The organism is Kocuria sp. HSID17590 (assembly GCF_003989485.1).
Taxonomy (GTDB): Bacteria; Actinomycetota; Actinomycetes; order Actinomycetales; family Micrococcaceae; genus Kocuria; species Kocuria salsicia.
Map to the genome: position 1 here is coordinate 71,744 of NZ_RBMB01000001.1, position 20,435 is coordinate 92,178.

A 20,435-nucleotide genomic window follows, 5' to 3' on the forward strand; every position below is an offset into this window, starting at 1 on the left:
GGGGCACGCGCAGTGGCCGCGCGGCGTCGTCGCCCACCGCTGCTCAACGGAGGAGATGCCATGCCGGGACCCAAGGTGCCTGCCGCCCAGAGCACGCTGCGGATCCTGCGGTTCCTGGCCTCGCGGAAGGGGCCGGTGGCGGCGTCGTCGATTGCGACGGCGCTGGAGCTGCCGCGGTCCAGCGTGTACCACCTATTGGCGGTGATGACCGAGCAGGGGTTCGTGGTGCACCTGCCCGAGGAGCGGCTGTACGGGCTGGGGATCGCGGCGTTCGAGCTGTCCTCGGCGTACACGCGGCAGGACCCGATGGCGCGGCTGGGCGAGCCGCTGCTGCGGGCGCTCGTGGACGCGGTGGGCGAGAACGCGCACCTGGCGGTGATGCAGGGGCGGGACGTGGTCTACGTGGTGGAGGAGCGGGCGCCGTACAAGCCGTCGCTGGTGACGAACGTGGGGGTGCGCATTCCGGCGCACCTCACGGCGAGCGGACGGTCGATGCTCGCGGGCCTGCCCCCCGCGCAGGTGCGGGCGCTGTACCCGGACCGGGACTCGTTCGCGTCGCGCTGGGACAGCACGGCGATCACGACGCCGGGTCAGCTGCGGGCCGAGCTTGCGCGGACCCGTGAGCGCGGCTGGGCCGTGGAGGAGGGTGACGTGACGCCGAACTTCGCCTCCGTGGCGATCGCGGCCCACGACCATCGGGGACTGCCGGTGGCGGGGGTGGCGCTCACGTTCCTGGGGCACAAGATCGACGACGAGCGGCGGGCAGAGCTGGTGGGGCACGTGCGGCGGACGGCGGAGGCGCTGACTCGGCGCTTGCACGGGGCGGTGCCGGGTAGTAGCAGCTGACGACCCGAAGATGTTACACGGACGCCCACCCGATGCGGAATGGGCCGCGTCTGCGGCGCGACGCCCCGGGATCACATGTTCCGGCCCGCGTCAACAACGCCATGACCCACAACACCTAGTCCTCGTCGGGGTCTTTCCTGGGAAAGGCGATCTTGTCCTTGACCATCTTGGGGCTAAGTCCCTTCGATTCCAACCGGGAGAGAGCGTAGGCCCCGGAATTCGCAGCCCACGGGCTAACGAGTCCGCAACTAGGAAGAATGACCATGACGAAAATGATCACAAGGTGGAGGAGGCCCCAAGCCGTCCAGGCAAGTGAGTTTCGTACGGCCCGGCGCTGCCAAAAGCTCGTCTTGACCGACGCTGCTTCCGCATCCACCTGGACGGCGACCTCGGGCGCCAGACGGGCGAGCATTTCGTATGCGGTGTCATTCGCGGTAGGGATGAACTCGGCGTCGTCCTGGGCGATATCGTCCAGACCAAGCGTTTCGTGGAGACGTCGCGCCGCCGCAGCGTAATCGGTGGCAGCAGGACCTAGATTCGACAGGGGCACCGGCGCTGGCCCTGCCTTGAACCCGTCGCCCCAATTGAAGGTGAAAACCGGCGGATTCGTAGCGCCCATCAACGATTTCAATACGGACCCCTGCGTCAGGGAGGCCACGTTGCGCACAGCCCGCATGACGGGTTCAATGGACGCCGTGGCGCTGGCAATTTGCTTACCCATCATGAATTCCCATGCCGTGTTCCCCGCGCCCGTGTGAAATCCCGATAAAACATTAAAGACTGACTTATGGGATCTCAGCATCCAGGAGTGGACCGACACGCTGGGTGCAAGCTTCCCCATGGACGCCGCCTGGTTGCCCCATCCCGCCACACCCGAAGCGGCTTTTACGCCATGCAACAGACCCTCGGGAATGATCGTTTGCCTGTAGGTCGAGAAGTAGTCCGCGGCGAGTGGACGGCACGAGTCTTGCACCGATCCACAGGTCGCCTTTGCCACCAGTGCGCCAGTTCCAGCCAGCAAAGGACCACCGCCCATCATTACCTGGTTTACGGCACGGGTGTAGCTGTTAGTCGCGGTTCGCGCCAGGAGGTTATCCACGGCGGGCTCGCCGACTGCCAAGCGGGCCATAGGTGAGTTATGGTCAACCCATGCTTGACCGGGGAGTTTGGGGACGCGAAACGGCGACCTATTAGCGGTGTTGTTGAAAGGGTCTACAGCGGCCACGGGCGCTCCTAACGGGAGAGGGATACCGTGAATTATATGCACGCGCTCCGTCACGTTGGACGCTCGACTTCTACGGGGGGACTGCTGCACCGCTGACGGGGCGAGGCGTGGATTGCAGGGCGCGCCAGGGCTGAGCACCGCCATCGGGCGGCAACACGCCAAGCAAAGCACACGATCCACATTAGCGATGACTGCAGCCCGATACTGGTGGTATGACAGCTATGGAGTGGTGGGCCAATGTCCTCCAAGGAAGTGTGGGGGCCACGATTAGCCTGATTGGCCTCTTTGCAGTTTTTTGGGGAACGAAAAAGCATGAACTCAAGAGGGACCGATTAACCCGCGAGGCTCAAGCAAGTAAGGCAGCAGAGGAGCGGACGCTTTCCAGCGTGGCAGCCGTCATGCAGTCATCCTTGGCGGTTCGGGCAACAACTCCCGGAGACAGCGAGAAGGGCAGGCAATTTTCAGACGAACTCATAATGTTCTGTGTCCGAGAAATTCACGATCACCCGAACGCTGCTCAATGGGCACACGAGCAGAGCGAAGAGGTCATGAAATGCATAAGACCCCAGCAGGACCCTCGAGCCTTGCCGTGGCAAGCCGGCATGATTTCTGCGGCTCTGACCATCTGGGTGCGTGAGGGATTCCCGGAAGGCATGTTTAAGCCGAATTTTTCCGAAGAGCGAGACAGGTAACATAATTCGCGCAAACCCTGGTTCGGGCCGGCTATAACCAATTGGAGCGATCTGAAGAAATCACATTGGAATTCATTATAGAGTTCGTAGACGCAGGAGGGTGTGACGTGGTTGTTGCATGCATCTAAATAGAGACCACTGGTAGCATGTAACGCTGGCGAGCAATCTAAAAAATTGCTTGAAGAAATGCCCAAATCGCGGCCCACGATATCCTCGCATAGGGGGTTGCTCGCACGGCACCGATGACATGCCGTTCCGCTACGGCCGTTCGAGACGGGACACACGAAGAGCGGTGATCGCACCCACATCCAGCTCATCCTCAGGTCTCGGCTCATGCTGCTCGAAGCGCGCAACCAGCTGATTCGCGTGCGCAAGGATTTCATCGACGGTACGGGGCAAAGTCATCACCTCACAGTTGTCTGGTTCGATAATCCCGCCTGCCAGGCCGGGGCGCAGCTCAGCTCCTATGTAGCTCGTCCAGGGCTTTTCGACGGCACTGGCGAGAAGCGCCTCGTCACGGATTGGCGCGGGGGCACTACGTCGTGGATCCCGACCACGTCATCCTGGGTAAGTTGAACCCAAAAGGTCACAGATTCATGACCAGTTCGTTCACGGCGGCAAGTTGCTTTTGCGATGCTGCGATGAGGGCATCCAACTCGTCGAGCGTCAGTCGTGCAGGGGCGGACCCGTTGGGCATCTGATCGGCCATATCGCCCCCCTGTCTGTCATCCCAGACACAACCCCCTCCAGAACCCGTGACCCCCGTCACCGCCCGTGGTCCCATGGAGTCATTCCCCGTCCGCGGTCTTACCCGCTCCGGACCGACTCGCACCAGGAGGCACCTCATGGCACTGCCCAACGCCCGCCCCGTCCGCGCACCCCGCGGCACCGAGATCAGCGCCAAGAGCTGGCAGACCGAAGCCCCCATGCGCATGCTCATGAACAACCTGGACCCGGAGGTCGCCGAGCGTCCTGACGACCTGGTGGTCTACGGCGGCACGGGCCGCGCGGCTCGCAGCTGGGAGGCGTTCGACGCCATCGTGAAGACCCTGAAGGAGCTGGAGGACGACGAGACCCTGCTGGTCCAGTCCGGCAAGCCGGTGGGCGTGTTCCGCACCCACCAGTGGGCCCCGCGCGTGCTGATCGCCAACTCCAACCTGGTGGGCGACTGGGCCACCTGGCCCGAGTTCCGCAAGCTCGAGGACGAGGGCCTCATGATGTACGGCCAGATGACCGCCGGGTCCTGGATCTACATCGCCACGCAGGGCATCCTGCAGGGCACCTACGAGACGTTCTACGCCGTCGCCCGCAAGATGCACGAGGAGGGCCGCATCCCCGAGCCCACCCTGGCCGGCACCCTGACCATCACCGGCGGCTGCGGCGGCATGGGCGGCGCCCAGCCGCTCGCGGTGACGCTCAACGGCGGGGCGTGCCTCGTCGTGGACGTGGACGAGACGCGCCTCAAGCGCCGCCAGTCCAAGCGCTACCTGGACGAGGTGGAGACGGACCTGGACACCGCCCTCGCCAAGGTCATGGCCGCCAAGAACGAGCGCCGCGCGCTGTCCGTGGGGTACGTGGGCAACGCCGCGGACGTGTTCCCGGAGCTGCTGCGCCGCCACCGCGCGGGCGAGATCTCCGTGGACGTCGTGACCGACCAGACCTCCGCGCACGATCCCCTGTCCTACCTGCCCACCGAGTTCACCGTGGAGCAGTGGGACGCCGAGGCCAAGGCGGATCCGATCGGCTTCACCAAGAAGGCCCAGGAGGCCATGGCCGCGCAGGTCCAGGCGATGGTCGAGTTCCAGGACGAGGGCGCCGAGGTCTTCGACTACGGCAACTCCATCCGCGACGAGGCCCGCCACGCCGGCTACACCCGCGCGTTCGAGTTCCCGGGCTTCGTCCCGGCATACATCCGCCCGCTGTTCTGCGAGGGCCTCGGCCCGTTCCGCTGGGTGGCACTCTCCGGCGACCCCAAGGACATCGAGGTCACGGACAACGCGATCAAGGATCTCTTCCCGGACAACACGCACCTGCACGAGTGGATCGACGCCGCGCAGGAGCACGTGGAGTTCGAGGGCCTGCCCGCGCGCATCTGCTGGCTGGGCTACGGCGAGCGCCACAGGGCCGGACTGCTCTTCAACCAGCTCGTGGCCGAGGGCAAGGTCTCCGCGCCCATCGTGATCGGCCGCGACCACCTGGACTCCGGTTCGGTGGCCTCCCCCTACCGCGAGACCGAGTCCATGAAGGACGGTTCGGACGCGATCGCGGACTGGCCCCTGCTCAACGCGCTGACCGCCGCGTCCTCGGGCGCCACCTGGGTCTCCATCCACCACGGCGGCGGCGTGGGCATCGGCCGCTCCATCCACGCGGGCCAGGTCTCGGTGGCGGACGGCACCGATCTCGCGGCCGAGAAGCTCGAGCGCCTGCTCACCAACGATCCCGGCATGGGCGTGATCCGCCACGCGGACGCCGGCTACGAGCGCGCCGTCGAGGTCGCGGACGAGCGCGGCGTCAACATCCCCATGCACAACGACCTCGCCACCACCCGGGACGCGGACCAGTGAGCGAGCTCATCACCGGCATCGGCGAGCTGCACACCGTGGACCCCGGCCGGGGTGCGGACTCCGTGCTCAGGGACGCGGCCGTCGTCGTCGAGAACGGGCTGATCGCGTGGATAGGCCGCGCCTCCGAGGCCCCCGCCGCGGACCGCGCCGTGGACGTGGAGGGGCGCGCGGGGCTGCCCGGCTGGGTGGACTCGCACACGCACCTGGTGTTCGCCGGGGACCGTGGTGAGGAGTTCGCGGCGCGTATGGCCGGTGAGGCATACGCGGCGGGCGGCATCGGCGTGACCACGAACGCCACCCGGGAAGCCAGTGACGAGACCCTGCGGGGGCTCGTGGCCGGGCGCGTGCGGGATGCCGTGGCCGGTGGCACCACCTACCTGGAGACGAAGACGGGCTACGGACTGGACGTGGAGCAGGAGCTGCGCGCCGCGAAGATCGCCGCGGACGCCGCGGACGAGGTCACGTTCCTGGGCGCCCACCTGGTGCCCGAGGGTGTGGACGCGGACGAGTACGTGGAGACGGTGTGCGGGCCCATGCTCGAGGCCGTGACCCCGTACGTGCAGTGGGCGGACGTGTTCTGCGAGCGCGGGGCGTTCAACCCGGAGCAGTCGCGCCGCGTGCTCGAGGCCTGCCGGGAGGCGGGGCTCGGGCTGCGGGTGCACAGCAACCAGATCGGTCCCGGTGAGGGTGTGTCCCTGGCCGTGGAGCTGGGGGCGGCGTCCGTGGACCACTGCAACTTCCTCTCGGACGAGGACGTGGCGGCGCTGGCCGGATCGGACACCGTGGCCACCGTGCTGCCGGCGTGCGACCTGTCCACCCGTGCCCCGCTGGCCCCGGCCCGTGAGCTGCTGGACGCGGGAGCCACCGTGGCGATCGCGTCCAACTGCAACCCCGGCACCAGCTACACCACGTCCATGAACTTCTGCGTGGCCACCGCGGTGCTGCAGATGAAGCTCACGGTGGACGAGGCCGTCCGTGCGGCCACGCTCGGCGGTGCGAAGGCGCTGCGTCGTGACGTCTCCACCCCGGGCCGCCCCGCCGTGGGCCACCTCGCCGTGGGAACGCGCGCGGACCTGCACGTGCTGAACGCCCCGCAGGCCGTGCACCTGGCCTACCGCCCCGGCATGCCCCTCACGTGGGGCGTGTGGCGGGCGGGCCGCCGGGAGATCTGAGCGGGAGGCCCTGCGGTGTGCCGCGGGGCCTCCCGGATCGAACCCTGCCCGGCACTGCCGCACCCCGCGGCACACGACCACCACCCACGATTCACCCGTCACGAGGATGTGAAATGAGCACGCTCCAGGAACCCGCGCGCACCAACCGCGCCGATGTGCTGCGCTTCGTGCTCTACAGCGCCATCGGCATCTTCATGTTCTTCGTGCCCGTCACCATCGGCGGCAAGAGCACCATCCCGTTGGACCACATCGTCACGTGGCTCCGGGAGAACGTGGGTGCCGCCGTGCCGTACTACGCGCTGGCAGTGATTCTGGCGGGCACGGTGTTGCCGTTCGTCACGGGTTCCTGGCGGGCGTCCCCGGTGAAGATGGTGTTCGCGTTCCTGAACATCCTCGGCCTGGTGGTGGGATGCGCTCTGGTCTTCGGTGTGGGTCCGGACTGGCTCATGGCCAAGGACATGGGCCCGTTCCTCTTCAACTCCCTGGTGATCCCGGTGGGGCTGATCGTGCCCATCGGCGCCGTGTTCCTGGCACTGCTCATCGGGTACGGTCTCATGGAGTTCATCGGGGTGTTCCTGCAGCCGGTCATGCGCCCGGTGTGGCGCACCCCGGGCCGCTCGGCCATCGACGCCGTGGCGTCCTTCGTGGGCAGCTACTCCCTGGCGCTGCTGCTCACCGACCGCGTCTACCGGGAGGGCCGCTACACGGCGCGGGAAGCCGCCGTCATTGCCACGGGCTTCTCCACGGTGTCCGCGAGCTTCATGGTGATCGTGGCCAAGGCCCTGGACCTCATGGACCACTGGCTGCTCTACTTCTGGCTGGCCCTGGTGGTCACCTTCCTGGTCACCGCCATCACCGTGCGGATCCCGCCGCTGAGCCGCATCCCGGACGACCCCTACCCCGGCGTGGAGCACCAGCCGGAGAAGCTGGTCACCGGCCGTCGCTTCCACCACGCGTGGGCCGAGGCGCGCGGAGCCCTGCACACCGCCCCCAGCCTGGGCCGCAACGTGTGGGACAACCTCCGGGACGGCCTGCGCATGGCCATGTCCATCCTCCCGTCGATCCTCTCGATCGGTCTGCTCGGACTGGTGCTGGCCCGCTACACCCCGATCTTCGACTGGCTGGGGTACCTCTTCGTGCCGTTCGCGTGGGTCGTGGGCCTGCCGGAGCCGCTGCTGGCGGGCAAGGCGTCGGCCACGGGCATCGCGGAGATGTTCCTCCCCGCCACCCTGGTGGCCGGGCAGGACTCGCTCGTCCTGCGCCTGGTGATCGCGATTGTCTGCGTCTCGGCGATCATCTTCTTCTCCGCCCTCGTGCCGTCCATCCTGGCCACCGAGATCCCGGTCTCCATCCGATCGCTGGTGGTCATCTGGTTCGAGCGCGTGGCCCTCACCATCCTCATCGCCACTCCGCTGGTGCGACTGCTCACCTAGCGCGCAGCGCCCCCGGCGCACGTGCACTGCACCGCCCTGACCCACTTCTCCCGAACCACTCCCGACCGGAAGGACCCTTCCCCATGACCCTCTTCGACACCGACCTCCCCACCACCGTGCAGCTGGGATCCTCCGGCGTCACGGTGGGTGACGTCATCGCCGTCGCCCGCCACGACGCCCGCGTGGAGCTGACCGACGAGGCCCGCGAGCACGTGGCCACGGTGCGTCGGAACATCGATGAGCTGGCGGCGTCGGACGTGCCCGCGTACGGGATCTCCACCGGCTTCGGGGCGCTGGCCAACAAGCACATCCCGCTGGAGAAGCGCACGCGGCTGCAGAAGTCCCTGGTGCGCTCCCACGCCGCGGGCACCGGGCCCACCGTGGAGCGGGAGGTGGTGCGGGCGCTGATGTTCCTGCGCGCCAAGACCCTGGCCTCCGGGCACACGGGCATCCGGGTGGAGACCCTGGAGGCCATGCTCGCCGTGCTCAACGCGGGCATCACCCCGGTGGTGCACGAGTTCGGCTCGCTGGGCTGCTCGGGTGACCTGGCGCCGCTCGCCCACTGCGCGCTCGTGCTCATGGGCGAGGGCCGCGCCGTCGGACCGGACGGCACCGAACGCCCCGTGCCCGAACTGCTCGCCGAGGCCGGGATCGAGCCCGTGACCCTCGCCGAGAAGGAGGGCCTGGCGCTGATCAACGGCACGGACGGCATGCTGGGCCAGCTCATCATGGCGCTGGCGGACCTGCAGAACCTGCTCACCGCCGCAGACATCACCGCCGCGTTCTCCGTGGAGGGCCTGCTGGGTACGGACCGCGTGTTCGTCCCCGAGCTGCACGAGCCGCTGCGCCCCCACCCGGGCCAGAAGTATGCCGCGGCGAACATGCTCAAGGTGCTGGAGGGCTCCGGCATCGTGGCCTCCCACCGCGTGGGCGACGACCGCGTGCAGGACGCCTACTCGCTGCGCTGCGCTCCTCAGGTGGCGGGCGGCAGCCGGGACACCGCCCGCTACGCGCTGACCGTCGCGCAGCAGGAGCTCGCCGCGGCCGTGGACAACCCCGTGGTGCTGGACGACGGCACCGTGAGCTCCAACGGCAACTTCCACGGCGCCCCCGTGGCGTACGTGCTGGACTTCCTGGCCATCCCCATCGCGGACCTGGCCTCCATGTCCGAGCGCCGCACCGACCGCATGCTCGACCCTGCCCGTTCCCACGGCCTGCCCCCGTTCCTCGCGGAGGACCCGGGCACGGACTCCGGGCTGATGATCGCGCAGTACACCCAGGCCGGGCTGGTCTCGGACATGAAGCGCCTGGCCGCGCCCGCCTCCGTGGACTCCATCCCCAGCTCCGCGATGCAGGAGGACCACGTGTCCATGGGCTGGCACGCCGCCCGCAAGCTGCGCCAGGCCGTGCTGAACCTGCGCCGCGTGCTCGCCATCGAGCTGCTGACCTCCACCCGCGCGATCGCCCTGCGCGCGCCCTTGGAACCCGGCGCGGCGGCGTCGGCGGTCATTGCGGACCTGGACGGCCGCGTGGGCGCGCCCGGCGAGGACCGCTTCATGGCACCGGAGATCGAGGCCGCCGAGGAGTACGTGGCCTCGGGGCGCCTCGTGCGCACGGTCGAGTCCGCGGTGGGCCCGCTGAACTGACCGGCACGCGCGGAGGCGGGGCACGACGTCGCCCGCGCGTCTCCTCGCGCGCGGCGGGTAGGCGCGGTGCGGAACGCCGCGTTTGCGGGGAGGCTCTGCCGCTGGATATTGCGTTGTCAGGGGCAGGACCTCTCCCTGCACGTCCGGTCTCCCGCAGGGCAGCCCCCGGCCCTGTCCCCTCTTCAGACCGGGTTGTATTGTGGCTTACACGCGTGAAGGGAGCGTCCATGCCCGTCTACGAGTTCCGGTGCGAGGCCTGCGGGCCGTTCGACGCCCACCACGCCATGGCGCAGGTGCCGCGCTCCCAGGTCTGCCCCGCGTGCGGCGCGGACGCGCGGCGCGTCTTCTCCGCGGTGGGTCTGTCCCGCGCGAACTCTCCCCGGGCACGCGCGATCGACGACGCCGCCCGCACGGCTGACGCGCCCGACGTCGTCCGATCCCTGCCCCGCCAGCCCGGCGCCCCCGGAGCGGCCCCTGCCGTGACCCGGGACCCCCGGCACGCGAAGCTGCCGCGGCCGTAGCTTCCCCGCACTGCCGCGCGGGAACCGCCCGCGGGGCTCTCCAGAAAGGTCACGGACCATGCCAGAAGTGATTTTCCCGCTGGATTCCACCAAGCCCTTCACCGAACAGAAGCTGACCGGCCACAACCGCTGGCACCCGGACATCCCGCCCGTGGCCACACTCAAGCGCGGGGAGAGCTACCGCATCGACTGCCGCGAGTGGTTCGACGGCGCCATCAAGAACGACGACTCCGCGGACGACATCCGCGACGCCCCACTGAACCGAGTGCACGCGCTGTCCGGGCCGTTCCGGATCGAGGACGCGGAGCCCGGCGACCTGCTGATCGTGGACATCCTGGACGTGGGTCCCATCCCGCAGGAGGAGGGCCCGCTGGCCGGTCAGGGCTGGGGCTACACGGGGATCTTCGCGCAGAAGAACGGCGGCAGCTTCCTGGTGGACCAGTTCCCGGACGCCTACAAGGCCGTGTGGGACTTCCGGGGCGGCGAGTGCACCTCCCGCCACATCCCCGGCGTGAAGTTCACGGGCATGGTGCACCCGGGCCTGATGGGCACGGCTCCGTCTGCGGAGCTGCTCAAGAAGTGGAACAAGCGCGAGGGCGATCTGATCGCCACCGATCCGCAGCGCGTGCCCCCGCTGGCTCTGCCACCCGAACCCGACGCCGCGATCCTGGGTTCGCTGACCGGCGCGGACTTCGACCGCGTGGCCGGCGAGGGCGCCCGCACGGCTCCCCCGCGCGAGAACGGCGGCAACCAGGACATCAAGAACTTCACCAAGGGCTCGCGCGTGTTCTACCCGGTGTACGTGTCCGGGGCGAACCTCTCCATGGGGGATCTGCACTTCTCCCAGGGGGACGGTGAGATCACGTTCTGCGGCGGCATCGAGATGGGCGGTTTCATCGACATCCACGTGGACGTGATCAAGGGCGGCATGGACACCTACGGCGTGAGCGAGAACGCCATCTTCATGCCCGGGCGCAACGGTCCCGTGTACTCGGAGTGGCTCGCGTTCTCGGGCACGTCCGTGACGCTCGACGGCGAGCAGCGCTACCTGGACTCGCACCTGTCCTACCAGCGCGCGATCCTGCACGCGATCGACTACCTCGCCAAGTTCGGCTGGTCCAAGGAGCAGGCGTACCTGCTGCTGGGCGCCGCGCCCATCGAGGGCCGCTTCTCCGGGGTGGTGGACATCCCCAATTCGTGCGCCACGGTGTACCTGCCCACGGAGATCTTCGACGTGGACATCCGTCCCTCCGCCAGCGGCCCCATGCAGGTGGACCCGGGCATGGGCGCCCCGCGGGCGATGAACCCGGGCTGATCCCGCCACGGCCCCGCGCGGACGACGCCGCTGGGTCGCCTCTCGCAGGTGAGTGCACTTCCGCCACGGGAACCGAAGTTTCCCGCCGGTGGAAGTGCACTCGCATGTCTAACGGGAGACCCCCTCAGTTTTGTGCAGCGGCCGCCAGGTGCTCCTGGATCTCCGCCGGCACCTCGTCCGGGCGCTCCTCCACCATGAAGTGCCCGGTGGGAACCGCCCGGCCGGTGATGCGCGGCAACCACGGCCGCCACGCCTCCAGCGGATCCGTCTGGGCACCCACCACGCCGTTGCTGCCCCAGAGCAGCAGGGCGGGGAGGTCGCGGGAGGTGCCGCGGTCGGCGTCGTCGTGCTCCCGATCCACCCCGGCGGCTGCGGCGTAGTCCGCGCACCACGCGGCCACGACGGACGGGTTCCGGGCGGCGGCCTCGTAGGCGACGAGCGCCTCGGGGTCGAACGTGTCCGGGGAACCGGGAGTGCCATTGAGTCCCCCGAGGGCCGCGTGCAGGAACGTGAGGGGCTCGGCGCTGATGAGCCCCTGCGGCATGGGTGCTGGCTGGGCCAGGAACAGCCAGTGGTAGTACCGGATGGCCAGCCAGTCGTCCATGAGCTCCCACACGGCGGGGGTGGGGAGGATGTCCAGCAGCGCCACGGAGCGCACGGCGTCCGGGGCGTCCAGAGTCATGCGGTGGGCGGTGCGGGCGCCGCGGTCGTGGGCCACCACGTGGAAGGACTCGTGGCCCAGGTGGCGCATCACGGCCACCATGTCCGCGGCCATGGCCCGGAAGCTGAAGTCCTCACTGGCCGCGGTGGATTCTCCGTAGCCGCGCAGGTCCGCGACGACCATGCGGTGGTCCCGCGCGAGGGCCGGACCCAGGCGGTGCCACATGGCGTGGGTCTGCGGGAAGCCGTGCAGCAGCAGGAGCGGCTCGCCCCGCCCGGCGGTCCGCACGTGGATGGTGGCCCCGGGGACCGGGATGCGGTGGGTCTCGAAGTTCTCGAACATGGGGCCATTGTGCGCGCCCCAGGTGGGAGACCATCCATGCAGCCGGGCCCGCGCCACCAGGACCGTCAATACGTTCGAGGCGGGATGCCGCACGGCTGCGGTCGGAGCAGCACCGCGAGACGGCCGACGACGTCCCGTGGGCCTGGGTTGTCGGAGCTCTACTCCCCCTCGAACGGCCAGCCGTGGGCCTCGAGCATCGCGCGGATGCGTGCGAGCTCCTCGGGCTTGGGCTCGTCCTCCGTGGCGCGCTGGATGGCGGCGCGGGCGTCCGCCTCGGAGGGCGCCACCCCCTGCTCGCGGGCGTCGTGGGCGAGCTGGTCCGCGATCGCGGCCATGTCCTCGTCGTTGAGCTGCGGGCGCAGCACGGCGAGCACGGGCAGGTAGTCCTGCGCGGGTACCCCGTTGGGGTAGTCGGCGCGCAGCCAGTTCATCACCCGGGCCACGTAGCCCGGCTGCCGGGGTGGTTCGTCCTGGCTCGCGCCCACCAGGGGCCACCCGGCGCGCGCGAGCTCCGCGGCGACGTCGCCCAGCTGTTCCGCGGAGGCCGCGGCGGGCCCCAGAAGGTCTCCCGCCGGGATGCCCAGGGTCTCGAGCAGCCGCTCGGTGCGGTGAGGGCCCACCGTGCGGGCCAGCAGCTCCGCGAGCGCCACGTGCTGCTCCGGGGGAACACCGTGGGGGTAGGCGGCGCGAATGTGGTCGAGTGCCGCATCGAAGGTCATCATCCGAACACCGAGATCCCTAGGTAGTGGTCCAAGCTCTTGCGGGTGATCCACAGGACCCCGATCACCACGGCAGCGAGCACGATCGCAAAGCAGAGTACCGCCCCGGCGAGCGCCAGGGGTTTGCGGCGGGCGGCGCCGTCCGGGCCGGGCCCGGGGGTGGCCCGGCTCCACAGGGTGATGCCCACCGTGAACAGCGCGGGCAGTCCCGCCCCGAAGCACAGCCCGGCGAGCAGCACGGCGAGGACAGATCGGGCCATCTCGACAATCATCAGCGGGCCACCTCCTGGGTGTCGGCGCGGTCGGAGTCGGCGGGGACCACGGAGTGCGTGTCCTCGTCCCAGTCAGCGTTCACGTTGTGACGGTCCACCTTCTGGTGCCGGGACCGCGCGAAGATCACGGCGGAGGCCACCGCCAGCAGCAGGAAGATCACCACGGCGCCGGACAGCCCGCCCACGGCCCGAGCGGTGATGAAGCACACCGCACCCACCACGGCCGCGGCGGGCAGGGTGAGCAGCCACCCCACGACCATGCGCCCGGCCACACCCCACCGCACGCGCGCGCCGGGCTTGCCCACGCCCGAGCCCAGGATGGAACCGGTGGCCACGTGCGTGGTGGACAGCGCCATGCCGAAGTGGCTGGAGGTCAGGATGATGGCCGCCGAGGATGCCTCGGCCGCCATCCCCTGCGGCGGTTCGATCTCCACAAGGCCCTTGCCGAGCGTGCGGATCACGCGCCATCCGCCCAGGTACGTGCCCAGGGCGATGGCCACCGCGCAGCTCACGATGATCCACACCGGCAGCCCGCTGCTCTCGATTCCCTGGACGCTGAGGCTGCCGTGGGCGATCAGCGCCAGGGCGATCACGCCCATGGTCTTCTGCGCGTCACCGGTGCCGTGGGCCAGGGACACCAGCGACGCCGTTCCCACCTGTCCCCAGCGGAACCCCCGGTCCCGGTGCCCCTGGGACGCCGCGCGGCCGATGAGGTACACCAGGGCGGTGCCCACGGCGGCCACGCACCCGGCGATGAACGGCGCCAGCGCGGCCGGGACGAGGATCTTCTGGACCACACCGGCCCAGTTCACGCCCGCCACGCCCAGGGAGGCGAGCCCGGCCCCGATCAGCCCGCCGAACAGCGCGTGGGAGGAGCTGGAGGGCAGCCCGAACAGCCACGTGGCCAGGTTCCAGAGGATGCCCCCGATCAGCCCGGAGAAGATGAGGGTCAGCGCAATGGTGGGGTCCAGCCCGGAGACGAGCCCGCCGTCCTTGGTCTGGATGAGCAGCACGTCCCTGGTGACCGTGGTGGCCACTTCCACCGACAGGAACGCGCCCACCAGGTTCAGCACCGCGGACAGGGCCACCGCGGTGCGGGGCTTGAGCGCCCCGGTGGCGATGGAGGTGGCCATCGCGTTTCCGGTGTCGTGGAATCCGTTGGTGAAGTCGAAGGCCAGAGCGGTCACGACCACCAGGCCCAGGATCACCAGTTCAGCTGTCATGGTCCCAGAATGACGGCCCCGGGCGCCGCACACCAAACTCGCCCCCAGGACGGCCCAGATGAGCATGCGACGGGCAACCAGTTCATGCACACGAACAGGAGCGTTGGGCGCGTCTGAACCCGGGAGCATGCTCTCCCCATGACCTCTGACTCCCACCACGGACCGGGCTCCGGCGAGACCTGGCACGAGCGCTCCCCGGCCACGGGAACCGGCGAGCTGCCCATCCTCAGCCCGCGTCCGGATCCCCAGACCCACCGGGGCTACGCCCACGGCACGGATCCGCGGCGGTGGCGGATCCTGGCGGTGCTGCTCGTGGCCATCTTCATGTCCCTGGTGGCCGTGAGCATCATCAACGTGGGGCTGCCCTCCATCCAGGAGGGGCTGGGCGCCTCCGAGTCCCAACTGCAGTGGATCCTCTCCGGCTACGCACTGACTTTCGGTGTGGTCTTGGTGGCGGGCGGCCGCGCCGGGGACGTGTTCGGGCGCGGGTTCCTGTGGATGCTCGGGGTGGCCATCTTCACGCTGTCCTCGATCGCCGCGGGCCTGGCCCCGGATCCCACCATGCTGATCGTGGCGCGCTTCGTGCAGGGGGTGGGCTCCGGGCTGCTCAACCCGCAGGGCGTGGCCATGATCCAGCAGTACTTCAAGGGCGCGGAGCGCGGGAAGGCGTTCGGCATGCTGGGCAGCGCCGTGGGTGTCTCCGTGGCCATCGGCCCGGTCCTGGGAGGTCTGCTGATCCAGACGGGCGGCGCGGCCGAGGGGTGGCGATGGCTGTTCGTGGTGAACGTCCCCGTGGGCGTCGTCGCGCTCGTGCTCGCGTTCCTGTGGTTCCCCCGCCCGCTGCTGCGCAGGCCCGAGGGCACCACCATCCGCCACGCCCTGCGGGAGATGGACCCCACGGGCGCGGTGCTGCTGGGCACCGCCCTGCTGGCCACCCTGCTTCCGTTCATCGAGACCGGCTCCCCCGGCTCGAGCCCGTGGGTGTGGGCCCTGCTCGCGGTCGCCGCCGTGTTCCTGGCCCTGTGGATCGTGTGGGAGAAGCACTTCAAGGCCTCCGGGCACCAGCCCATGGTGGACCTGGACATTTTCAAGGTCAGCAGCTTCCTCAACGGCACCCTGCTGATCTCGCTGTACTTCCTGGGCATCACGAGCGTGTGGGTGCTTGTCACCCTCTACATGCAGCAGGGGCTCGGCCACACCGCGCTTGCCGCCGGCTGCGTGGGCCTGCTCAATGCCTTCGCGAGCGCGGTGGCCTCCAACCTTGCCGGCAGCCGCGTGAACCGGATGGGCCGCAAGATCGTGGTGCTCGGCATGCTCAGCGTGGTCGTGGGCCTGCTGCTGAGCATGGCGGTGATCCTGCTGCACGACTCATGGCACATCAGCGAGTGGTGGCTCGTGCTCACCCTGGGCTTCGTGGGTTTCGGCCAGGGCGCCGTGGTGAGCCCCAACCAGACACTCACGCTCGCGGAGGTGCCGCTCGAGTACGCGGGCAGCGCCGGTGGCGTGATGCAGACCGGCCAGCGCGTGGGCACCGCCGTGGGCATCGCCATGATCACCGCGGTGGCGTACGGAGTGATCGCCGACCAGGGCTGGTCCGTGGGCATCGCGGCGGGACTGGGCGTTGTGGTGCTCGTGGTGCTCGTCGCCCTGGCCGTGGCCCTGCGGGACATGCGCCACCGCGCCCGGCAGGACTCCCGCGCCTGAGTCACGGCGCACACACCACGACGCCGCCGGAGCGCTCACCCCCCCGGTGGGCCCACGCTCCGCACCGTTCCGGTGGTACGACGACGCCGCCGCGCCCTCCCTGCCCCGGCCCCCGGCAGGCGGGAGCGTGGGGCGCAGAGGTGGCGCGGCGGCGTCGTGAACGGGAACGCCTGCCGGGTCAGCCCTTCTTAAGGGTGATCTGCCAGCTGGCGTCGCCCTTCTCCACGAAGTCGGTGACCTCGTGGCCGTCCGTGGCCGCCCACTGCGGAATGGCCTCGGTGGCCTGGGTGCAGTCGAAGTCGATCACCAGGTGGTCACCGGTCTGCAGGGTCTGCATGACATCCTTGGCCTCGATCAACGGGAACGGGCACACGGCACCGAGCGAGTCCAAGGCGTAGTAGCCGTCGCCCAGGCCTGTGAGCTTCTTCGACGGTGCACCTGCCGGGTCCTTGACCATGAGCGCGGTGGGTGCCGCGGCGAAGCCCGAGAACACGTTCGCACCCGAGGTGCGGGGAGCGCCCGCGGTGGGGGCGGCGTCGATCGAGTTGTCGTCCGGTGCGGTGGCGCCCACCGTGTGGTCCAGGCTCTGAGCAGTGGAGTAGGTGCCGTCTTCGCCGGTGGCGGGCTGCGTAACGGTGGGCTTGAGCCAGATCCTGGTGGCCGCGGCCACGCCCAGGGCAATGAACAGCAGCGCGATCCAACCCTGGAACGTGAACAGGCTGGTCTGGACCATGCCGTTGCCCACTGTGCAGCCACCGGCCAGGGCCGCACCCACACCCATGAGCAGGCCGCCCGCGATGGAGCGCACCGTGGTGGTGGCGTCCGGGACGCGCACGCGGAACTCACCCGTGGACTTGGCGGCGATGAACGAGCCCACCAGGATGCCGAGCACGAGCATCACGCCCCAGTCCAGCTTCCCGTCCGCTCCGGTGACCAGGAAGTTCAGCAGGTTGGCGGTGGGAGTGGTGATGCCCAACCCGTCATTGCGGCCGGTCGCGGCGGACAGCGGCCACGCGATGACGCCGATCAGACCCACGAGCGCGCCGGCGGTGTAGACGTGCAGGGGCTTCTTCCATGCGGGACGGCTGTTCAGCCGTGCGGGCTTCACGGTGTTCTTCTCGCGGTTGAGGAAGTGGCGCACCATCACACCGGTGACCGCGGCCAGGACGATCACGAACAGCCACGGGGAGACGCCCAGGGCACTGGGGATGGTGGTGAGCCCGGTGTCCCACTGCTTCATGCCGGAGTTGAAGCCCTTGAGCACGCCGGTCTTCATGGCCGACGCGGACAGCGCGTACATGGCCAGCGCAATCCAGGAGCCCACCAGCCCCTCACCCGAGCGGTACCACGTGCCGGAGGCGCAGCCACCGGCCAGGATGATCCCCACCCCGAACATGAACCCGCCCACGACCACGGCCAACGGCATGAACGAGGGGTAGTCGGGGGAGATCACCCCGAGGGTGGTGAGCGCAGCGAGCCCCACGGCGTGCACCGTGATCACCACGAGCAGAGCCGTGAACGTGCGCCACGAGCGCTGCAGGAAGATGTCCCGCAGCATGCCCGTCACGCAGAAGCGCCCGCGCTGCATCACGATGCCGAGCACGGCACCGAGGACGAGTCCGGAAAGGATCATGAGTGTGTACCTGGTTCCTGTGCGCCCGGGAGAGCGCACGTGTCAGAAATGGTTGACGAGGGAAGGACCACTACTGAACTACGCTCGGGCGCCGAGGTCCAGGGAGGTGTCACACGGCGCAACAGTGGGCCCAAGTTTGCTGCCCGAGTCGACGTTCCAGACTGAGGTATGCAGTCCACCCCCCCCGCACCACCCCCGAGCAGGCTCCCGGCGACCACAACGGCGTCGTGATCCCCACGGACACGCCTTTTGGGATCAGGTGCACCGGCGGGTCCACCGCGCCCGCGTGGTCCGGGGCGTTTGCCAACAACTGTGCCACCCAGCTGATCGGGGGCGATGACTCAAGCCGATCACCCGGAGCAAAACTGAGGTTTTGTCGGCCATGATGAGAGGCCCCTGCTCAACACCGCCTTGAGCGCCTCCCCCACCCGCCCCACCGACATCGGCACCTGCCCGAACACCGCTCTGGGGATCGGGCAGCGGCACAACTCCGCCGTGCGGGACTCGTCCCAGTCCACGTAGACGTACCAGCCGCCACCCTCCCGGGGCTCGGCGGGGTCGGCCTCCACACCATCCACCTCGAACGCCGTCCGCCGCACCCTCCCCACCGCGCACAGCTCCTGCCGTTTGGACAGGTACGCCCAGATCACGTCCCCGGACTTCATGGTGCGGAAGCCCGTGCGCAGGCACCAGCGGTCGATGGGCTGCGAGCGCCCGATGGCCTCCCACACCTCGGTCGCGTCCTCACGGGTGCGCCAGTCCGCGGGCATGTGCTCCGCGTGCGATGCGGGGTTGATCGGCAGGAACCAGTGGACGTCCTCGCTCATCCTCGCCCCACCCACGAGTCCGCGGAGCCGTCCGCCAGCAGCGCGTCGTACCCCTCCCGGTACGTGGGGTACCGCCACTCCTCGCGGGGCACCAGGGCGTGCACCAGCTCCCCGTCCACGATCTTCCCGAGCGGCCCCTCCCCCGGCCCGGAGTCGTCCGGGGGCACGGGCACGCCCAGCCGGTGCGCGAGGTGCGCGGCCACGTCACCCAGCAGGGCGGCGTCGTGGTCCACGGCGTGCAGCAGCCGCGGGAGCCGGCAAGCAGCCGACGACGCCGCCGCGCCGCCTCCCCCCGCGACCGTCCCGTTCTGCGGGACGTCCGTTCGCGCACTCTCTGCAACACCGCCCCCACCGGTGGTCAACGCCCGCTCGCCCGCCACGGTGCCACGCTCCAGCAGCGTGGCCAGGACCGTCACGAGGTCGTCCCGGTGGATGCGGTTGGTCACCCGCCGGTGGGCCAGGGGCGCCCCGCGGCGCACGCGCTCGACCATGGACGTGCGCCCCGGTCCGTAGATACCCGCGGGCCGCACGATCACGAGGTCCGGGAACAGCTGCCCGGCCAGCTCCTCCGCTGCAAGCAGCACGCGGGCCGTGGGCCGCTGCGGGTCCGGCGGCGTGGACTCGGTGACGCGTTCGCCGTCGCCGCCGCCCAGCACCCCCGTGGAGGACACCAGGACCACGAGTGGCTCCTGCTCCCCGAGCGCGCGCCGCAGCCCACGCAGGCCGCCCAGGTAGGTGTGCTCGTACCCGGCGACGTCGTGGCCGTCCGCCGTGAGGGTGACCACCACGGCGTCGACCGCGGGAAGCTTCGTGCCCGCGGGGTCGGTGAGGTCCAGCGAGAGCCCGGTGAGCGGGGCGGGCAGCCGCTGCGCGTGACGGCGCACGCCCGTGGCCTTCCACCCCTTCTCCACCAGTCGCAGTCCGAGCGCGGTTCCCACGTCCCCGCAACCGGCCAGTAGAACGCGTCGTGATTTCGTCCCAGTCATGCCCCCACCCTGCCACGCGGCTCCGCGCGGACCACACCGCAGGGTGTCGAACAAAATGTCGTCACCCCACTTATCACCGCTCCGGGAACGGGCTACGCTGGGAAATCCCAAGCCTCGCATCACCTCGTCGGCCCTCCGGGCCTGAATGGAGATCGCACCATGATCATGAAGACCCTGCACGACGCCGGTATCCGCTCCGAGTACGCCTACACCGCAGGCATGGGCTCGATCGCCCTGTCCTTCGTGTCGTGGGGAATCTCGCGCCTCAAGAGCGACGACTCCAAGGCCCAGTCGGACCGTTGGGGCATCTTCGTGGGCCACTGGGCGCCCACCTTCATGAGCGTGGGCCTGGCTCTCGCCCAGTACGAGCAGACCCTCGAGAACAAGAAGAAGTAGCCACCGACCCCGCAGCCACTCGGCGCAGAAGAACCGCCCCGCACCTTCCTGGTGCGGGGCGGTTCGCCTGTCAGCGGCTGCCCGGTGCGGTGCTCAGTGCCCGTAGCCCTGGGACTGCTCCTCCGTGCCGGCCTGCTCCTCGAAGAACTCCTGCTGCTCCTGGGTGTTCGCCTGCTCGGCGGCCTTCTGGCGCTGCTCGTCGGTGTCCACCTGGCTGACCGACTCGGTGTTCTCGTCCTGCGGGTTCTTGCCCATGGC

The 20,435-nt window shown here is 69.5% G+C and carries 21 protein-coding genes and 1 pseudogene; 11 read left to right on the forward strand and 11 right to left on the reverse strand.

Annotated features, from left to right (window positions below; translation table 11 throughout):
• The first annotated feature begins 60 nt into the window (after nt 1-60).
• The gene (locus D8M39_RS00325; protein WP_126874146.1) at nt 61-846 is read left to right on the forward strand and encodes an IclR family transcriptional regulator; all 786 of its coding nucleotides are present in this window, start codon (nt 61-63) and stop codon (nt 844-846) included.
• A 115-nt stretch (nt 847-961) separates the two neighbouring features.
• Here D8M39_RS00325 and D8M39_RS00330 read toward each other — a convergent pair whose 3' ends face one another.
• A complete protein-coding gene (locus D8M39_RS00330) occupies nt 962-1,975 on the reverse strand; it encodes a hypothetical protein (RefSeq protein ID WP_126874147.1) in 1,014 nt (337 codons plus the stop codon).
• A gap of 308 nt (nt 1,976-2,283) precedes the next feature.
• Here D8M39_RS00330 and D8M39_RS00335 point away from each other — a divergent pair, with 308 nt between their 5' ends.
• The gene (locus tag D8M39_RS00335; protein ID WP_126874148.1) at nt 2,284-2,763 is read left to right on the forward strand and encodes a hypothetical protein; all 480 of its coding nucleotides are present in this window, start codon (nt 2,284-2,286) and stop codon (nt 2,761-2,763) included.
• 333 nt (nt 2,764-3,096) lie between these two features.
• The gene (locus D8M39_RS12525) at nt 3,097-3,339 is read left to right on the forward strand and encodes a hypothetical protein (RefSeq protein WP_153245897.1); all 243 of its coding nucleotides are present in this window, start codon (nt 3,097-3,099) and stop codon (nt 3,337-3,339) included.
• 10 nt (nt 3,340-3,349) lie between these two features.
• Here the strand turns inward: D8M39_RS12525 and D8M39_RS13080 are convergent, their stop codons facing one another.
• A complete protein-coding gene (locus tag D8M39_RS13080) occupies nt 3,350-3,472 on the reverse strand; it encodes a hypothetical protein (RefSeq protein ID WP_256385970.1) in 123 nt (40 codons plus the stop codon).
• 136 nt (nt 3,473-3,608) lie between these two features.
• On the opposite strand from D8M39_RS13080, the gene D8M39_RS00345 reads away from it, so the two are divergent.
• The 6 genes from D8M39_RS00345 to fmdA all read left to right on the forward strand — a co-directional run bounded on the left by D8M39_RS00345 (nt 3,609) and on the right by fmdA (nt 11,414).
• Entirely contained in the window at nt 3,609-5,327 is a 1,719-nt protein-coding gene (locus tag D8M39_RS00345; protein ID WP_126874149.1) for a urocanate hydratase, read from the forward strand.
• Entirely contained in the window at nt 5,324-6,499 is a 1,176-nt protein-coding gene (hutI, locus tag D8M39_RS00350; protein ID WP_126874150.1) for an imidazolonepropionase, read from the forward strand. Before D8M39_RS00345 ends, hutI begins: the two co-directional genes overlap by 4 nt.
• Before the next feature lie 113 nt (nt 6,500-6,612).
• A complete protein-coding gene (locus D8M39_RS00355; RefSeq protein WP_126874151.1) occupies nt 6,613-7,932 on the forward strand; it encodes a YjiH family protein in 1,320 nt (439 codons plus the stop codon).
• A gap of 83 nt (nt 7,933-8,015) precedes the next feature.
• A complete protein-coding gene (hutH, locus tag D8M39_RS00360) occupies nt 8,016-9,578 on the forward strand; it encodes a histidine ammonia-lyase (RefSeq protein ID WP_126874152.1) in 1,563 nt (520 codons plus the stop codon).
• Between the two features lie 227 nt (nt 9,579-9,805).
• Entirely contained in the window at nt 9,806-10,099 is a 294-nt protein-coding gene (locus tag D8M39_RS00365; protein ID WP_012399367.1) for an FmdB family zinc ribbon protein, read from the forward strand.
• A 58-nt stretch (nt 10,100-10,157) separates the two neighbouring features.
• The gene (fmdA, locus tag D8M39_RS00370; protein WP_126874153.1) at nt 10,158-11,414 is read left to right on the forward strand and encodes a formamidase; all 1,257 of its coding nucleotides are present in this window, start codon (nt 10,158-10,160) and stop codon (nt 11,412-11,414) included.
• Between the two features lie 124 nt (nt 11,415-11,538).
• Here the strand turns inward: fmdA and D8M39_RS00375 are convergent, their stop codons facing one another.
• From D8M39_RS00375 to D8M39_RS00390, 4 genes are all read right to left on the reverse strand, one after another.
• The gene (locus D8M39_RS00375) at nt 11,539-12,417 is read right to left on the reverse strand and encodes an alpha/beta fold hydrolase (RefSeq protein WP_126874154.1); all 879 of its coding nucleotides are present in this window, start codon (nt 12,415-12,417) and stop codon (nt 11,539-11,541) included.
• 158 nt (nt 12,418-12,575) lie between these two features.
• On the reverse strand, nt 12,576-13,139 hold the full coding sequence (locus tag D8M39_RS00380; protein ID WP_019310349.1) for a DUF3349 domain-containing protein: 564 nt from the start codon (nt 13,137-13,139) through the stop codon (nt 12,576-12,578).
• A complete protein-coding gene (locus tag D8M39_RS00385; protein WP_238693878.1) occupies nt 13,136-13,396 on the reverse strand; it encodes a hypothetical protein in 261 nt (86 codons plus the stop codon). Before D8M39_RS00385 ends, D8M39_RS00380 begins: the two co-directional genes overlap by 4 nt.
• Nucleotides 13,397-13,407: 11 nt before the next feature.
• Complete coding sequence (locus D8M39_RS00390) at nt 13,408-14,631, reverse strand: inorganic phosphate transporter (protein WP_126874156.1); 1,224 nt, start codon at nt 14,629-14,631, stop codon at nt 13,408-13,410.
• 138 nt (nt 14,632-14,769) lie between these two features.
• On the opposite strand from D8M39_RS00390, the gene D8M39_RS00395 reads away from it, so the two are divergent.
• A complete protein-coding gene (locus D8M39_RS00395; RefSeq protein WP_126874157.1) occupies nt 14,770-16,335 on the forward strand; it encodes an MFS transporter in 1,566 nt (521 codons plus the stop codon).
• A 178-nt stretch (nt 16,336-16,513) separates the two neighbouring features.
• Here the strand turns inward: D8M39_RS00395 and D8M39_RS12825 are convergent, their stop codons facing one another.
• From D8M39_RS12825 to D8M39_RS00410, 4 genes and pseudogenes are all read right to left on the reverse strand, one after another.
• Entirely contained in the window at nt 16,514-16,747 is a 234-nt protein-coding gene (locus D8M39_RS12825; protein WP_226905974.1) for a sulfurtransferase TusA family protein, read from the reverse strand.
• A 264-nt stretch (nt 16,748-17,011) separates the two neighbouring features.
• Nucleotides 17,012-17,968 (reverse strand): annotated as a pseudogene (locus D8M39_RS12830) (YeeE/YedE family protein); the annotation flags it as partial.
• Nucleotides 17,969-18,318: 350 nt separating this feature from the next.
• The gene (locus D8M39_RS00405) at nt 18,319-18,795 is read right to left on the reverse strand and encodes a hypothetical protein (protein WP_055085196.1); all 477 of its coding nucleotides are present in this window, start codon (nt 18,793-18,795) and stop codon (nt 18,319-18,321) included.
• On the reverse strand, nt 18,792-19,781 hold the full coding sequence (locus D8M39_RS00410; protein ID WP_126874159.1) for an NAD-dependent dehydratase: 990 nt from the start codon (nt 19,779-19,781) through the stop codon (nt 18,792-18,794). The genes D8M39_RS00405 and D8M39_RS00410 overlap by 4 nt, the downstream gene beginning before the upstream one ends.
• Nucleotides 19,782-19,940: 159 nt before the next feature.
• Here D8M39_RS00410 and D8M39_RS00415 point away from each other — a divergent pair, with 159 nt between their 5' ends.
• Nucleotides 19,941-20,177, forward strand: coding sequence for a hypothetical protein (locus D8M39_RS00415; protein WP_055085169.1), 237 nt, complete (start codon nt 19,941-19,943; stop codon nt 20,175-20,177).
• A gap of 93 nt (nt 20,178-20,270) precedes the next feature.
• Here the strand turns inward: D8M39_RS00415 and D8M39_RS12720 are convergent, their stop codons facing one another.
• Complete coding sequence (locus D8M39_RS12720; protein ID WP_164497787.1) at nt 20,271-20,432, reverse strand: hypothetical protein; 162 nt, start codon at nt 20,430-20,432, stop codon at nt 20,271-20,273.
• Nucleotides 20,433-20,435: the final 3 nt, after the last annotated feature.

Coding starts and splice junctions, on each gene's coding strand:
- D8M39_RS12525 (WP_153245897.1), top strand. CDS start 3,097: ATGCTGCTCGAAGCGCGCAACCAGCTGATTCGCGTGCGCAAGGATTTC.
- D8M39_RS00395 (WP_126874157.1), top strand. CDS start 14,770: ATGACCTCTGACTCCCACCACGGACCGGGCTCCGGCGAGACCTGGCAC.
- D8M39_RS00365 (WP_012399367.1), top strand. CDS start 9,806: ATGCCCGTCTACGAGTTCCGGTGCGAGGCCTGCGGGCCGTTCGACGCC.
- D8M39_RS00325 (WP_126874146.1), top strand. CDS start 61: ATGCCGGGACCCAAGGTGCCTGCCGCCCAGAGCACGCTGCGGATCCTG.
- hutH (WP_126874152.1), top strand. CDS start 8,016: ATGACCCTCTTCGACACCGACCTCCCCACCACCGTGCAGCTGGGATCC.
- D8M39_RS00405 (WP_055085196.1), bottom strand. CDS start 18,795: ATGAGCGAGGACGTCCACTGGTTCCTGCCGATCAACCCCGCATCGCAC.
- D8M39_RS00380 (WP_019310349.1), bottom strand. CDS start 13,139: ATGATGACCTTCGATGCGGCACTCGACCACATTCGCGCCGCCTACCCC.
- D8M39_RS00330 (WP_126874147.1), bottom strand. CDS start 1,975: ATGGCCCGCTTGGCAGTCGGCGAGCCCGCCGTGGATAACCTCCTGGCG.
- D8M39_RS00345 (WP_126874149.1), top strand. CDS start 3,609: ATGGCACTGCCCAACGCCCGCCCCGTCCGCGCACCCCGCGGCACCGAG.
- D8M39_RS00390 (WP_126874156.1), bottom strand. CDS start 14,631: ATGACAGCTGAACTGGTGATCCTGGGCCTGGTGGTCGTGACCGCTCTG.
- D8M39_RS00375 (WP_126874154.1), bottom strand. CDS start 12,417: ATGTTCGAGAACTTCGAGACCCACCGCATCCCGGTCCCCGGGGCCACC.
- D8M39_RS12720 (WP_164497787.1), bottom strand. CDS start 20,432: ATGGGCAAGAACCCGCAGGACGAGAACACCGAGTCGGTCAGCCAGGTG.
- fmdA (WP_126874153.1), top strand. CDS start 10,158: ATGCCAGAAGTGATTTTCCCGCTGGATTCCACCAAGCCCTTCACCGAA.
- D8M39_RS13080 (WP_256385970.1), bottom strand. CDS start 3,472: ATGGCCGATCAGATGCCCAACGGGTCCGCCCCTGCACGACTGACGCTC.
- D8M39_RS00335 (WP_126874148.1), top strand. CDS start 2,284: ATGACAGCTATGGAGTGGTGGGCCAATGTCCTCCAAGGAAGTGTGGGG.
- D8M39_RS00355 (WP_126874151.1), top strand. CDS start 6,613: ATGAGCACGCTCCAGGAACCCGCGCGCACCAACCGCGCCGATGTGCTG.
- D8M39_RS00415 (WP_055085169.1), top strand. CDS start 19,941: ATGATCATGAAGACCCTGCACGACGCCGGTATCCGCTCCGAGTACGCC.
- D8M39_RS00385 (WP_238693878.1), bottom strand. CDS start 13,396: ATGGCCCGATCTGTCCTCGCCGTGCTGCTCGCCGGGCTGTGCTTCGGG.
- D8M39_RS00410 (WP_126874159.1), bottom strand. CDS start 19,781: ATGACTGGGACGAAATCACGACGCGTTCTACTGGCCGGTTGCGGGGAC.